This window comes from Wandonia sp. (assembly GCF_984588085.1).
Genome location: NZ_CFIGVI010000017.1, coordinates 1 through 14761, shown reverse-complemented (window position 1 = coordinate 14761; position 14761 = coordinate 1). Strand labels below are relative to the sequence as shown.

The 14761-nt window shown below is 40.9% G+C and carries 13 protein-coding genes; 1 reads left to right on the top strand and 12 read right to left on the bottom strand.

All coding sequences use genetic code 11. The features are described 5' to 3' along the window. Positions 1-7: 7 nt before the first annotated feature. From AC4PL9_RS08490 to AC4PL9_RS08435, 12 genes are read right to left on the bottom strand one after another with little or no spacing between them, the layout of a single operon-like run. The gene (locus AC4PL9_RS08490; RefSeq protein WP_491604321.1) at positions 8-3337 is read right to left on the bottom strand and encodes a baseplate J/gp47 family protein; all 3330 of its coding nucleotides are present in this window, start codon (positions 3335-3337) and stop codon (positions 8-10) included. Beyond that, positions 3337-3762: a GPW/gp25 family protein gene (locus AC4PL9_RS08485; RefSeq protein WP_491604320.1), complete on the bottom strand. Its 426-nt coding sequence runs from the start codon at positions 3760-3762 to the stop codon at positions 3337-3339. The genes AC4PL9_RS08490 and AC4PL9_RS08485 overlap by 1 nt, the downstream gene beginning before the upstream one ends. Before the next feature lies 1 nt (position 3763). After that, entirely contained in the window at positions 3764-4042 is a 279-nt protein-coding gene (locus AC4PL9_RS08480) for a PAAR domain-containing protein (RefSeq protein WP_491604319.1), read from the bottom strand. Positions 4043-4048: 6 nt separating this feature from the next. After that, positions 4049-5893: a type VI secretion system tip protein VgrG gene (gene vgrG, locus AC4PL9_RS08475; protein WP_491604318.1), complete on the bottom strand. Its 1845-nt coding sequence runs from the start codon at positions 5891-5893 to the stop codon at positions 4049-4051. 12 nt (positions 5894-5905) lie between these two features. Then, positions 5906-6670, bottom strand: coding sequence for a CIS tube protein (locus AC4PL9_RS08470; RefSeq protein ID WP_491604317.1), 765 nt, complete (start codon positions 6668-6670; stop codon positions 5906-5908). A 2-nt stretch (positions 6671-6672) separates the two neighbouring features. Further along, positions 6673-6834: a DUF5908 family protein gene (locus AC4PL9_RS08465; RefSeq protein WP_491604316.1), complete on the bottom strand. Its 162-nt coding sequence runs from the start codon at positions 6832-6834 to the stop codon at positions 6673-6675. Positions 6835-6848: 14 nt separating this feature from the next. Beyond that, positions 6849-7301: a phage tail protein gene (locus AC4PL9_RS08460; protein ID WP_343787473.1), complete on the bottom strand. Its 453-nt coding sequence runs from the start codon at positions 7299-7301 to the stop codon at positions 6849-6851. Beyond that, positions 7301-7738 carry a phage tail protein gene (locus AC4PL9_RS08455; protein WP_343787475.1) on the bottom strand — a complete coding sequence of 146 codons (438 nt, stop codon included), beginning with the start codon at positions 7736-7738 and terminating at the stop codon, positions 7301-7303. The genes AC4PL9_RS08460 and AC4PL9_RS08455 overlap by 1 nt, the downstream gene beginning before the upstream one ends. Before the next feature lie 34 nt (positions 7739-7772). Next, complete coding sequence (locus tag AC4PL9_RS08450) at positions 7773-9608, bottom strand: phage tail sheath family protein (protein ID WP_491604315.1); 1836 nt, start codon at positions 9606-9608, stop codon at positions 7773-7775. Between the two features lie 33 nt (positions 9609-9641). Continuing rightward, positions 9642-11063: a phage tail sheath family protein gene (locus tag AC4PL9_RS08445; protein WP_491604314.1), complete on the bottom strand. Its 1422-nt coding sequence runs from the start codon at positions 11061-11063 to the stop codon at positions 9642-9644. 30 nt (positions 11064-11093) lie between these two features. Then, positions 11094-12113 (bottom strand): hypothetical protein, encoded by a 1020-nt coding sequence (locus AC4PL9_RS08440; protein ID WP_491604313.1) that lies wholly within the window; start codon positions 12111-12113, stop codon positions 11094-11096. Between the two features lie 6 nt (positions 12114-12119). Continuing rightward, entirely contained in the window at positions 12120-12728 is a 609-nt protein-coding gene (locus AC4PL9_RS08435) for a Pvc16 family protein (RefSeq protein WP_491604312.1), read from the bottom strand. A 589-nt stretch (positions 12729-13317) separates the two neighbouring features. On the opposite strand from AC4PL9_RS08435, the gene AC4PL9_RS08430 reads away from it, so the two are divergent. Next, complete coding sequence (locus AC4PL9_RS08430) at positions 13318-14727, top strand: ATP-binding protein (RefSeq protein WP_491604311.1); 1410 nt, start codon at positions 13318-13320, stop codon at positions 14725-14727. Positions 14728-14761: the final 34 nt, after the last annotated feature.

Below are 14761 nucleotides of genomic sequence, written 5' to 3'. Positions count from 1 at the left end.
TTATATCTTATTCTCCCAACGGAGTACCGTCTCCTACTATAAAATTCTGTCCTACCCTTGATCCACCTACTCCATTCTTCACCGGATTCGGCGTTTCCCTTTCATCGCACGAACAATCGACAAGAATATCGGGGTTCGTCACTACATTATCATCACATTCGCAATCATCAGTTTCCAACACATGAATAATATGCTGCTCTACTGATGTAAGTATGGATGCGGCTGATTTTACCACGGCAACATCAACTGCCGTATATGTTGCGTTTTGCGTTATCTGATCCATCTCAAAACAGGTCACATAATCCACATAGTCGCGCTCTTCTATGAAATTCAGGATCACAGATGCTTCTACCTTTCCTCCGAAGGATATATCAATCGAATCAAACGCCCAGGGCGCCAGGAATCCTTTAATTTCATCATTCAGTTGTCTGGTGTAGAAACCTGCATCAATTCCCGGATAAAACCGAACATTGAACCGTACCTGAATTTCTTCATACACCGGATTTTTAACATATAAGCTCACAGCAGGTGACATAATCTCCGAAATGAACCCATGGATATCATCCAACAGTGTAAGACTTGTTTGTGGTTTAAGCAGGTTTACTGCGTTCTGGTTTCGCAGATTTGATACTACTACCAGTGAAACATTTCCGGGTGCAATTTCCCTTATATCTGACGGAGAAATATACTTTGTATGATTAATACACTTGACTTTGTACACATTGGGGAATCGTTCCAGAATCAACCGCTCATAGTCCCAAATCATTACCGCACGATTCTTATGTCTCAATCGCTCACTTATTCTGATATAAAAATCATCATCGCTTTCTTCAGCTCTTCCTCCGAAAGAAGCAAAAGGCTGCATCACTTTTTTAATTCCTGAAATACCGTTGGTAAAACCTGTTATACTATCAGCGGGAAGTGCCTGTTGGTAGTGTTGTTCATCTGTACCATTTTCAACAAATTGAGCTACCTGTACCTGTGCCTGGATACTTACCATATCACACACAGCCCTAGAATTTTTATTGACAGACGCTTTCAACCATACATACCCGGAAGGTAAAATAGTATTGGTTGTATTCAATGCCTTTGGTAAATCAAATACAATTATACCCGAAGTAAGAAACCCTTTTGTACCGTCCGAAACAATTCTATCCTCCGATAAACGATACCACTCATTGTCCGAAAGGTAACTCCATTTCAACTTTTGAACCGGTAACCCCGGATCTGCACTTCCCTCCGCGACTTTAAACAGTACAGACAATACACCCGGAACTTCCAAATCAGTTATACCTATGTACAAAGTACCCTCATCATTATAGTCCGGTATCAGTTTGGCAATAGGTGTCTGGTTAAACAAGTAGGGATGTATCTCTCTGAAACCGAAGGGCTCAATATGATAATATGCTGTTTCCCGGTTTGTGTAGCTTTCCTCTGACTGATTAACTACAGAACTCTGAAGGTCTAGAGTACTTGTTGCCCCGTAACTAACAGAAAGTTCTGAAATTGTTGGTGTATAAGGTTCATTAGGTAGATCATTCCCTTTTGTACCATTTCTGGCGGCGTTAATTGCCTGTGTTGCATAAGAGTTCTGATAATCGGCATGCCCGAAATCTACATTCTGCAATTGAAAACGTATAAATCCTGCCTGAGAAGCGACTGTGTAGCTGTCAATTTCAGCATCAATCTTTGCGTTGTAACTATTTAACGTAGAATTATTGGTTACCGCTATCTGTCGAAAACTCTCCAGTTTAGTACTACCAAGAAAATAAAAATAAGAATAATAAGAAATAAAACCGGTATTCATTAAAAGTCCGGAAGAAGACGTAACAGGAGTATATGTAACTGGTTCTTGTTCAAATAAACGAGCTGCCCACGAAGTCCAGGGAAGTAGTTCTTTCCAGTTACGTCCTTCCAGAATATCAACCTGAACTTTAAAATTATTATTGGCTCTTCGTTTGAAAATGTTGTTTATTGCCGGAATATAATAGTTGTAATACTCCAAAAAACCAGTACTACCTTCCGGTAGACCTTTCCAGGTGATATTCATTCGAAGTGACGTTAATCGTTTTCTGAAAATCTCCTGACTCCCGATGTAAAACGAAGAAGTAAGTTTTGGTCGTGGTCCGAAGGGTTGAAACGGATTTGAGGCATCTAATACTCCATTGTCATTTTGTAAAACTAATTCTCTGACTCCTTCTACATTGACATCCAGCCGGGCTGTTTGGATTTCCAGACCTTTCAATTTCTCATAGATGTAAGGCGAAGCGACTGAAAGCGTATTAAGTGTCACTTTGACTACCGGAAGATCTGTATCCAGTTGATCTTCAAAATTATCAGCATTGAAAGCTACTATACCAGGCTGATCTTCCGTTAAAGTTCGCTGTATGACAATAGTATTCGACCCTGGAGTTCCTAAATAGGTTGTATCTGTTGGTAATTTTGCCGGGGAATCAACCGGATGGATCCATTCCTCTTCTCCACTAAAAGCAACAGTAAAGCAATCTGACAGTAGAGCATTTGTGAGTCCGTTGGTTGTATTAACCGTCAAAATAATCTGTACTGTTCTGTTTCCCTCAGCAAGAAATAAAACCGGAGAAGCCAAAGCAAACCCGATCTCTGCCTGCGGACGACCTGCCCCTGAAACACTAAACGGAGCAGCCGGATTACTTATGTTTCCAAAAGTTCTCCATTTGGGTTCGGGAGACTCAATTTCTTTTCCAAGACCATTTTCCGAATTCGCTACAGGAGACGCATAAAGCCGACCATCATTACTTTTATTATAAAATAAGGCTTTAAAAGATGCTGTACGGGCTTTGTTTACAATGAGATTTTTGGTTGTTCTATAGGTTATATCTTCTCCTGCACGGTCTGTTCCTGCAGCCAGTCCTGTGTTTTCAGGAACGGCAACCCGGGCAACATTTTTTGCCAGCTCAAAAACTACATACACCTGATCCGGAACAGGGGTTCTCTTTTCCAGCTTCAGAACATCCTTGTAGTAAAAATCAAGATGCCTCTTCGAGAAAGTATTGATTGCATCCTGTGCATAGCGAAACAGTTCCAGAAAAGCGATAAATAGTGCATAATGTGGTTCTGTTTTCTGACCGACCTCGTCAATCAACTGACCGACCATTAATTCTTTCCAGGATCCATTTTTCTGATTATTTGCATTGTAATACTGAATCCGTTCTGCGAATTTATCTGTAAAGTCAATCAGATCTTTCATGCTCCGCTCATCGACAGAAACATAGTCCGGTAGTAAAGACTTTATCAGTCTTTGCTGCTGGCTTGTTCCATCTCTGAACAAAGGGTTGCTATTCTCACATGTACTACTCATTATCCTTCAATATCAGTGCCTTCTTTCAAATAAAACGGGTAAACAATATTATATCGGGAGTTTGTCGATAATACTGTATAATAAACGATTATATCAATCCGCCCTTCAAGCGGCTGTTCGTTGTATTCAACTTTCGCCAACTGAGCACGGGGTTCATTTTTTATAATAGCTACCCGTATCTGTTCAGTAACAAATGTTCTGAAGTTTGAATCCATTGAATCAAACACATAATTAGTCAGATTCGCTCCAAATTCAGGTTGCATAACCCGTTCTCCCAGAGTTGTTTGCAAAATAATTTCTATACTACTCCGTATGTTTTCTTCTGCTTCGGTCATTACTACCTGCTTTGCAGTCTTTGAAAACGTCACAGGAAATCCCCATCCTCTTCCTAAAAATGCTTTTTTTGTATCTATGAAATCGGTCATATTATCCTATAATTACAGTTAATTCACCTATAGCTGCGGAAGCTCCGCAACCACATACATCACCAACTCTCAAAGCAGGCTTCCCTCCTATCAGAACCGTCTGGCTACCATTTACAAACGGTGATGTCTGCAAATGAGGAGTATTAACCGGAATCGCACATACATGGTTATCTCCAAACACTGCTGCCGGCATCCCTGCAATTAAAACAGTAGCTTCTCCGGGACCTGTAATGGTTCCCCCGTGTGTAGTTGTATCTAATATTCTGGCTGCTGAAGGCATTTCATTCTAATTTATCATTACTAAAGTCCCTGAAACTTCCGTATTTCCTCCGGAGGAGTTTAGTTTAGCCCCTGTTCTTCCGGCAGCTTCAAAGGTTCCGGTAGAATCAAGAGAAATGTTGGCTCCTTTCAGATTTATGTTCTGTTTGGCTTCAAAAGACAGATCTTTACTGCTGTAGACAGAAATTCCGTCTTTGTCCATGGTGATCGTATTTCCATGCGCATCTTCGATCCGGATATACGCTCCGCTACTATCTTCTTTGTCTGACAGAATTACTTTTTGTTCTTCGGGAGTAGCAATCGTAACAGTATCTGTAGCTTCATCAAACGTGAGATTCATATTGTTACGCGCAAAAAAACCTGTTATCTCACTGCTAGACTCGTCGGATTCATCGGTCATTTCAGGAGGAGCCAAATGACTGTAAATACTTCCCAAAACAATCGGTTGACGAGGATCGTCGTTCAGAAAACCTAAAACAACATCGTCCCCTACCTCCGGTTTAAAGTAAACTCCTCTGTTTTCTCCCAGTCCGGCTCCGACCACACGTGCCCATACTCCGTTATCGGTATCATTTACCAATGGAATTTTTACTTTCACCCAGTAATTACTGTCGTTCCCATCTTCGGCTTCTACGGAAAGTACCTGTCCGATAACCAATCCATTAACAGCCGGAAGCAATCCGGAAGCAGGCTCCTGTACAATGTCATCGTACAACTCTGCAAACCATTCCTGACTAAAGCCAATCTGTAATTCTGTATACCATCCACTATTGGATGTAAATTGGTTCATTACTCCGGACACAAAAGCTATTCCGTTAAACTTATCTGAGATTTTACCCAAATCGATCAGAACCCCCGGCTTTATTTTTTCCCAACCATCAATTTTCAGAGTTCCTCTTATTTTTTCAAGGTGACTTCGCATCAACTTGGAGTACGCCCATGATTTCAATTCCGCATTACCTAACTGTCCGGAATGTTGTAATGGGAAATCTGTTACTCCCAATACTTCGGAAAGGTCAGACGAGGACAAATCTCCTTGTTTTGTTGAATCGGCACGTGACACGTCTTCAGAGACAACCTCTCCCGTACCCGAATCAAAACAACGTGCTGTTACTTTATCATACTGACCTACTGCGTTTAATTCCAGATCAAATTCATAAATATTTCCACCAAAAGATAGGTTAGCGATTGGCTGTTGCAGAAAATCCGGCTCAGCTACTCTCAGCAAGCCATTTTCAGTAAAAACCAGACGACCTATTGCATCTGCTCTTGAAACCAGAAAATCCCAATCTGTACAGAAGTACTGCACCATTTCTCTGTGCTTCTGGCTTCTGTCCGCATTCTGTTCAGCCGGAACTTCAACTTTCTTCAGTCCTCCTGCCGGATCTGCATACTGTTCCGCAATACTTTTGATGATTTCAATATCGGTTTTATCAGCAAACAAGCTGTTTTTTCTCTCTGCTGTCAGCTTTACTGCCACGTCTTTTAATTCGAGGCAAAGCTGTGTATTTCCATTAGCGAGTTGTTTGACTTTTTGTTTTATAATAATTCCTGCAAATAATACATCTTCAAAATCATCATGCCGGATTTTTATTGACAATTCATTCCCCGGGTTAAAGTCATTACTCTGACTCGCTGAAAAACGCTGCTCCGAAACACTACCATCCAGCAAAACAAGTTTAGCTGTAGGAATTTTATTAATACTGTTCATCGTTACTACAGAACTAACACCATAGGTATTCGTAAGCTCTCTGGTAACACGTTGTCCGGCTTCCTTAACAGTTACGAAAAGTGACAACGAATAATAGGAGCTTCTATTCTTTGGAGTTGTATTTGCTTGTAAAAATGACATTGTTACTACTTTCTATTTGATCGGTGGAAATATGAGTTCGGTTCCCGGAACCAGTTTTCTGAAATTCTTTAACTTATTTACCTCTGCAATCTGCATATACATAGAAGCGTCCCCGTATTCTTTAAAGCAAAGATTCGGTAGCGTGTCCCCCTCCTTCACCAGAATTGCTTTTGTAAGATCCGGAGATAATAACTTCATCGCTTTTTCAACAAGAGACACATCTGAGGACTCCAGAATAGTTACATCCATCTCCGCACGAAGCGGAATACCTTCCGGACTGAACATGGTGTACTTGACATTGGCAGAAGACAGTACTCCTGTCATAAGAAATGTGCCCCATACCACCATCATATACATAGGTTTATGATGATCATTTGTCTTACCTACCTCTCCATCCAAAGCTGAACTTACAACTCCCGATTCACTCCAGTTCCCTACTCTTGCTCCAAGTGTCAGAAAAGCCTCCACTTGTGCTACCACGCTATTGAAATCGGGAATATCAGCCAGATCAACTCCCAAACCGGATAAATTACTGGGAGAAGCATTGGTTCCGTCAAAATATAATTTCAGGCTTAATGACTTGGGTTTAATCCGAAGGAATTTTTTGTCCAGATTCCCGACAATCATTCGTTCTTCAGAATCGTAATCCAACGCATGATTCAGATTATAGCTTTCCGGATTATACATTGGCGTAAACGGAATACCTACTCCCGGTATATTCTTATCGGGATAAAAGATAATTGTCATTTTTGTCAGTTGTCCTCTCGGAAAAGCCATGTCTATCGTTCCTTTTTACTTTTAACTATTTCTTCAACCATATTCACTGTCATCTGAGCCCTGTTTGCGCGCTTTTCAGCTTCCCTGGGGGAGTTCGATTCGGCATTCGTTGCCGGTTGGGCAACGATTCCCCTGATAACAAGTTCTTTTATTACAATCGGCATACGTCACGTTGTATTTAGGTTCCTACTTCCAGACGGGTATAATACTGGTAAGAAAGTTCAATGGTCTCCGCCATGATTCCATTCTTTTCAGCATCAAATCCTTCAATATTCCACTTGGAAGGCCAGGCATTCACAAACTGCCAGGATTCCAACGGCTCGTGGTTTTCGTTTAACAGATTTACAGTAACCGTAATCGGTTGAAACTTAAAATACTCAATTGCATCTCTGAACCACCCGATTAATTCCGAGCCAACCAGTAAACCTCTCTTCAAGACAAGGTTATCATAGGTAGCTCTCTCCGGAAGACGATGTGTAAATCGGTTTTCTCCCCCTTCTTTGATTTCAAAACTGTTCGGAATAGAAGCATTTAAACCCGATACGGATTGAAAGCCTGTTTCCTTCTCCGTTCCCAGCCCATCAAAAATGACGCTGAAATGAAACCCCGCCGGTGGATATCGATTCACCATTACCCGATTGCTTCAACGGTTAAACCTTCGTGACTTAGCTCGATCTCCTCTATCGCGACCTCATTCGATGTCGAATTTAGCCCCGGACCTGTCACTTTTGATGGCCAGGCATTGAATACCGTCCAAACCATTAACGGCTCATGGTTTTCGTTCAACAACGAGATTGTTACATCACGGCGCTCTACCTGATTCAACCTGATAGTAGCTAACCATTGATGAAACTCATCATCACCTTTTAAAATTCCTCTTTTCAGATTGATATTTGTAAATTGTGGAATTCCGGGCATTTTCGTTACCTGATAGGACTTATAACTCCCCTCTCGGTAATCAATCGGTTGGATTTCAATATCCAAACCGGAAACTTCTGTAAAACCTACTCTTGATCCTCCCCATTCTACCTGAAAATGGAATACGGATACAGGATAATTTGCTGCCATATTAACGTTATTAGTTATACTTAATTAATCTATTTTATTCCTGAATGTAATGCGTGAAACGCAGTATGATAAACTCAGCCGGACGAACGGCTGCCGCGCCTACTTCTATGATCATTTCTCCGGCCAGTACATTTTCCATGGTCATGGATGTACCTACACCAACATTAACAAAGAAAGCTTCCTGTGCTGTTGCTCCGGTCAACCCTCCATCTTTCCAGACACCTGTCAGGAAGTTGCTAATCATTGCCTTTACATTTACCCAGGTATTTGCATCGTTGGGTTCAAATACGAAACGTTCTGACGCTCTCTTTATGGATTCTTCGAGATAAATAAACAAGCGTCTTACATTAACATATCTCCATTCGTTACTATTGCCTTCCAGTGTCCGTGCTCCCCAAACAATAGTCCCTCTGCCCTGAAAATTTCTAATGACATTTATCGATTTACCACTTAAGGCATCCACATTTAATTCTCCCTGTTGTTGGTTTGTCACCCTAACTGAGGGACCTATTACGTTGCGTACTCCGACATTAGCCGGTGCGCTCCATACTCCTTTGTTAGTATCAACTCTTGCATAAATACCTGCTATTGTACCGGAAGGGTTTAACATCACTCTGTATCCAGCTATAGCACTCATTACTTCTGTATAAACAGAAGGTTGATTATCTCTGAGATAATTGAGGTTACCACCGACAAATTCTGTAGAAGGATCATTGTATCCATCCGTCATTTCTGTCATAGTAGTTTCCAGTGCAAACAGGAGTTTCTGTAACGTCGTTTTTAATGCATTCGCATTTGCCTTATCGGTGGTTGTTACAAAATCTGCGGCTTTAGTTACAGCAAGTACCATTTCTCCTTCACTACCAACAGTATCTACCAAAATAGCCTCTATAATATCACCTGCCTTTTCAAATTCTGGAGGTAAACCCCCGACAAGACTATCTGCCGATGTAACATTAGCATTAACAGTTGTAACAATCGATTGTACAGCCTCGGCATCTTCCTCTGATAATGTTTCGGTTGCTACCATCAGGTAGCTCAAAGCATCTTTTGTCCCTTGCAGAGCTTTAGATACATCTGTATTAAAATTCCTTACATCGTCAAAAGCAGTAACGGGGCCACCATTTATTGTATATGACGCAACCTGTATTAATAATGGGTTCGTTCCATAATTCAACGTGGTATCCAGGTAAGGATAGTAAGCTGCACCATAATTTAGGTTGTCAGGGCCCACACAATTATTCCGGAAAGTGTTGCCGTCCGAAACCGGAGCAGGAGTTGCCGACTGAGGCACATCCATCACTGTAAAACGATTTTTCATCCCTTCACATTGCGCAAGAGCATCTTCATAAATAGCCTTACGGTCCGAATCAGATAAATCAGCAGATACTGCATCGGGAACGACCAAGAGTGTTACCTCACTGATTTTCTCCAGTGCAACCAATCCTTTTTGTAACGTACCCTTCTTAATCGTTATTGCTGAGTAGACACCAACGGGAACGATCCAACATGGACCTCCTCCATTAGCAAAGTACATTTGCAGGTGATAATACATCCTGAAATCAGAATCAGCAGTATCCTGATTTACTGTAATGGTTCGCGTCTCAATAACAGAAGAACTCGTTACAGGAGTATCAGCAGTATCAGCAATGCTGATAGAAAATGGCTGTGCATAAGCCCCGCCAAATAGACTTTCGTACTCCAGCATGGATGTAATGCGTACAGGGGTACACATTGGAATCCCTAGCCCATCACGTTCCGCTTTTTCTACATAACCAATGAACGCAGGTATAGCAGTTGAAACGCCTGCTACTGATGGAGGGAGCGAATTTATTTCTCTGATATAAACGCCCGGTGTTGCTATATTCATACTCATAATTCTTTGTATTATATTTTCGTGTTATCAGGACTCCTGTTGAATGAAATGCGAAAATTTCAAAATGATAAACTCCGAAGGTCGGGATGCTGCCAGTCCAATTTCAACAATCATTCGTCCTTCCAGTACATCCTGTATGGTCATTGTTTTTCCGACTCCTACACTCACAAAGAAGGCTTCTTCGGTAGTAGCTCCAACCAACCCTCCGTTTCTCCACAATAAAGTCAAAAAGGAGTTAATCATAGACTCAACTCTTTTCCATGTGACAGCACTATTGGGTTCGAAAACAACAAACTGAGAAGCATTTTTCACCGATTGCTCAACAAATAAGAACAAACGTCGTACATTGATAAAACGCCACTCGTTGCTATTCCCATCCAATGTACGCGCTCCCCATACTAACATTCCTCTTCCCTCAAATTGGCGAATTGCATTGATTGATTTTCCGGATACTGTATCAATATTCAAGAGAGCCTGCTCCTGATCTGTTAACAACACTGAAAGCTCTCTGACATTTCTGATTCCCACATTAGCTGGAGCTTTCCACACACCTCTCTGGTTATCAACCCGTGCGTATATTCCGGCCATGGATGATGACGGGTATAACTCTACAAAAAACCTATTCAAGACTGCCACAATCTGGTTGTACAGTGTCGTATCCGCATTTTTTACAGCATCTAAATACTGACCTGTAAAATCTGAAGAAGCTCCTCTTGAATCTGAAACAATTTCTACGCCTGAGTCATCAAAAGCATAGTGCTGCGTGGTTATCAGTCCGGGATAATAAGAGGCGCCGTACTTCAGACTATCCTGACTAACATTCTCGTCTCTGAAATTAGCAGCATCATTAAAAACTGTTTCCCCGGAAGTATGAAGAACATCCAATAACGCAAACCGATTTTCCATCTTCGCACAATGTGCCAACATTTCATCATTTAACTCCTTGATGTCAGCATCATCAATAACTCCTGCATTTGTGAGTTTTATAATTTCCGGAATATTTACCAACGTGATCTCATCAATTTTCTCCAATTCATCCAGACCTGCTGAAAGACTCGTTCCACTAATTGCATCAATATCTCCACTTCCATATTTACCAACCGAAACAACATAACAAGTTCCTCCTCCGTTGGCATAAAACATCTTCATCTGGTAGTACAGAATATAAGGGGCAAAGGCAGAATTAGCCGGACTAATCTCAATAACCGGATCTCCTGCGGTTCCTGAAAGTTCAACCTCATAAGATTGTTTAAACGGCCCTCCAAACAGTTCCTCAAACTCCAACATTGAGGTAATCCTAATTGGTTTGTTGACCAATGTTACGCCATCCTTCTCATCCTCTCCGGTGTATCCCACAAATCCTGGAATAGCGGTTGCAACTGCTGCTACAGAAGACGGAAGTACCGAAACTTCTTCAACGTAAACCCCTGGAGTTCTATATTTTGCCATGCTATTTATTTTTTAATTACTATTTCTATTTTATATATACACAAAGACATTACTAACATTCGGTTCACCAACATCTTCGTTCACAATGTTGACAGCAGGATTAGAAAGGTTATTGACTAATGTGGACCGGATTCCATCCTGCTCCCGAATAAACCGAAGCTTCTTACGAGGTAACTCCGATAAGGGAATAAGTTGTTCCGAATCAAAAACGACAACCGGATATCCATTCATTTCCTCATTATTTGTCTGAACAAAAGAGTATTCTCCCAACTGATCCTCTACAGCAAATACATAGTCGTCTGCGCTCATATTTTTTATCACAAAATGGTAACGCCAATACGGTTGTTTTGTAGTGAACTGAGCTTTAAAGGATGATGCCAGGACCTCTTCTGTCAAAGTAATACGAATAAGTCCGAATGCACTTTGTCGTTTTACCTGTTCATCCACATAGATTTGTTTTGTTATCACCTCGGGATTATCACTCAGAGACGTTTTGAAATCGTAGACACCCTCAGGATACTTTGAAAGATCTACCGGATAACGGAATTCTTTTTCTGCCGTTCGGGGTATGGTATCCGGGTCAGGAATTTCCAACGGGATTATGTTTCCTGCTTCATCCCTAATCTCCAATTGTCCCAAAGCTTCCGGATTTTCCGATTTTTGCGGAAATACATAGATAAATACCTTTGATTCTGCTCCCGGCAAAATATCTGGAGTAAGTTCGGATGTTAGCCCTGAATTTTTAAACAGTAATAAGTCCCCGGATGTATAGTTCTCCCCTCCAACATTCAAATCCGTTATATTAAAAAAACGGGTTCCTTCTTTCAATACTAGCATGAACCGCAATTCCTTTTCCGTAAATGGTACAAAAGGAGCTGCCGTATAGAAAACCCGAAACCCGGTTTCATCTGATCGAAACAGCATTTTATTCTCTTTCAACCAACTCATTGTATCGCGGGTAGGCAGAATAGAAAAGTCAGGAGTCTGACCGCTGGTGTAATACGAGTGGTCTAACGTTACCTGAAATGCTATTCTATACGATCTGTTCATTACTTCTTAATTGTTATCACTGGTTATAATTGTCATATCGGTAATTGGCAGACTTTGATTTTCTGCTGCTCTGTTCTGATAGCTCACTAAACGAACTTTGTACAGGACAGAAGGCAAGTACTTTGCTCCCAGTATCGACCAGAAATTGTACTGTTGTTCAAAGGAATAGGAATAAATATCAACGATCAATTTCTCCAGTTCCACCGGCATATTAGGTGAGCTTTCGGGTGAGAAAACATATTTGCTCTGAAAAAAGCTGATTACATTCGATAATTGCTTCAATCCTTCCCGATAGGTAGATGTATTATTATTCTCTGCTGAGTTCACATAATTCGCACAGAATAAAACGTATAAGTTTAATTTTAGCGCCGGATTGTACCGTTCATACGTTCCGTTACTGTTTCTGTGTTCAAACACCTGATCTTTGATGACACGCTCTTCTTCAACATTAATTAATGACATCCCTATTTTACCCGAAGGGATGGCCCAGTCACCATTCTGACTTGCTACATTACTAAGGACAATAAAGCCATCATCATCAACGATCTTGTTATTGACCAGTTCGAGATGATTCTCTACTTCCTCTTTTAAAAAATCTAATGCAACATCAATCATTACACGTTTTTCTTTTTCTGATGCCGATCTTCGGTTTCGAAGATGAACATCAATTGTTAGTTTCTGAGTACTGGGCTGTCCGGTTCAGTCGTGTTTGGTTTTTTCCGGAACAATTCCAATGCTGTAAATTTCTATGCTTTGTTTGATGAAATCAAGGACATGTTGGTATAAAAAAAGAAAAATAAAAGCAAAAATTTAAAACATAAATATTTGACAATCAGTATTTAAAACTTATTAAAACCGGAAAAATAAAGCTCTTTTTTCGCTCAATTTGTTAGTTTCTGATTGTCATTGGAAAAATAATTCAGAGAGTGAAAAACAATATTAAAACACTAAAAATCAACAAATTAAACAACAAATTTTCTGCTTTTCGGAAAAATGCACAATCCGCTTCATTTTTCCGTTTTATACAGTTTGTGTCCGGAATTAAAAATCTGATTATCAAATAATAAACAAGCAAAATTATTTATATACTGTTCTGTTTTGTCCGTTTTTATTTTTCCGGTTATCACATAAGATGTCCTTGACATTGCAGAAAGCGATTCGGAAATTTATACGCTTAATACACCTGCACAATTTACCCGATTATATGGACCAGGATTTTGACAAAGAAAAAGCGTATTCAGACTTTCATGCTTACTTAAAAACAGAGGATAAAACACCTTCTATAGGCGAAATTTCAGAACTAACAGAAGATATTCTTTTAGACCTTCAGTGGTTGATTACCTTAACTATTTTACGGATTCAGGATCTGGAAAAGGACACGGTTTCGTCCTTTCAGGATGTCACTCCTCCGGAGCTTTCCGGAAATTCAGGGTATGCACAATTAATCCGTAACCTGAAACTATCTGTACCGGAACGGCTACTTCTTATCACTACGATTGCCCCTCTGGTAGCACCGGAAAAACTAACACGTCTGTTGCGCGATGAAAGAAATCACGTACGACTACTTTACCCCGAATTCGGTGGTTATCTGGATCTCCTTCATACGGGGTTTGTCCCCACCCTGCAAACGATACTGTTTCTTCTTGCCGGCAAAGACAAAGTTAATGCTGTGTATTATAAAATGGCGGTCTACACCAACGGAAAGTTAGTCAGGGAAGGAATTATCCGGTTTATCCCCTCCTCTTCTTCGGAGCAAAACGAACTGCATTTTTCGCCTTCACTTACGCAGGAATACCTGCATTATTTTCAGTCCGGAAGTCAGCCCCGACCGGATTACGGAAGAGCTTTTCCCGCAACCTGGGTAACTACCGGACTAAACTGGGAACACCTGGTACTGGAAGATCGTACTTTAAAAAATATCCGGGAAATTATGCGGTGGGTAGAGCACGGAGACACCCTCCTTGCATCCAGTAGTATGTTCAATGTTTCTTACCCCTGTCTGTTTTACGGACCACCCGGAACGGGAAAGTCTCTCACCGCCAAACTAATTGGTAAAAAATACGGTAAGGACGTATTTCGCGTCGACCTTTCGATGATCGTTTCCAAGTACATCGGTGAAACGGAAAAGAATCTGGCTTATCTGTTTGACCGGGCACAGGGAAAAGACTGGATCCTGTTCTTTGATGAAGCGGATGCACTGTTTACAAAACGAACGGCTGTCAATTCTTCGCAGGACAAATGGGCGAATCTGGAGGTCAGTTATCTGCTGCAACGGATGGAAGAACATAAAGGTTTAACAATCCTTGCTACGAACCTGAAAAATAACATCGATACTGCCATGACCCGCAGGTTTCAATCCATTATTTATTTTCCTTCTCCCAAAGAAAACGAGCGAAAACAACTTTGGATCAACCTGCTCCCTTCCCCGTTTACGTATGAAGCATCCATCAGTATGGAACAATTATCAAAACTGGAATTTTCGGGAGCCAACATTGCTAACATCCTCAAAGATGCCTGTTTGTGCGCACTGGATCATCAAACAAAGGAAATTCATCACGCATGGTTGCAGGAAAGCATCCGTAAAGAGTTTATCAAAGAAAACAGAACGCCCTGATGTACGCTTACAAACCATATCAGACACGTACACG

Coding starts and splice junctions, on each gene's coding strand:
- AC4PL9_RS08490 (WP_491604321.1), bottom strand. CDS start 3,337: ATGAGTAGTACATGTGAGAATAGCAACCCTTTGTTCAGAGATGGAACA.
- AC4PL9_RS08485 (WP_491604320.1), bottom strand. CDS start 3,762: ATGACCGATTTCATAGATACAAAAAAAGCATTTTTAGGAAGAGGATGG.
- AC4PL9_RS08480 (WP_491604319.1), bottom strand. CDS start 4,042: ATGCCTTCAGCAGCCAGAATATTAGATACAACTACACACGGGGGAACC.
- vgrG (WP_491604318.1), bottom strand. CDS start 5,893: ATGTCATTTTTACAAGCAAATACAACTCCAAAGAATAGAAGCTCCTAT.
- AC4PL9_RS08470 (WP_491604317.1), bottom strand. CDS start 6,670: ATGGCTTTTCCGAGAGGACAACTGACAAAAATGACAATTATCTTTTAT.
- AC4PL9_RS08465 (WP_491604316.1), bottom strand. CDS start 6,834: ATGCCGATTGTAATAAAAGAACTTGTTATCAGGGGAATCGTTGCCCAA.
- AC4PL9_RS08460 (WP_343787473.1), bottom strand. CDS start 7,301: ATGGTGAATCGATATCCACCGGCGGGGTTTCATTTCAGCGTCATTTTT.
- AC4PL9_RS08455 (WP_343787475.1), bottom strand. CDS start 7,738: ATGGCAGCAAATTATCCTGTATCCGTATTCCATTTTCAGGTAGAATGG.
- AC4PL9_RS08450 (WP_491604315.1), bottom strand. CDS start 9,608: ATGAATATAGCAACACCGGGCGTTTATATCAGAGAAATAAATTCGCTC.
- AC4PL9_RS08445 (WP_491604314.1), bottom strand. CDS start 11,063: ATGGCAAAATATAGAACTCCAGGGGTTTACGTTGAAGAAGTTTCGGTA.
- AC4PL9_RS08440 (WP_491604313.1), bottom strand. CDS start 12,113: ATGAACAGATCGTATAGAATAGCATTTCAGGTAACGTTAGACCACTCG.
- AC4PL9_RS08435 (WP_491604312.1), bottom strand. CDS start 12,728: ATGATTGATGTTGCATTAGATTTTTTAAAAGAGGAAGTAGAGAATCAT.
- AC4PL9_RS08430 (WP_491604311.1), top strand. CDS start 13,318: ATGGACCAGGATTTTGACAAAGAAAAAGCGTATTCAGACTTTCATGCT.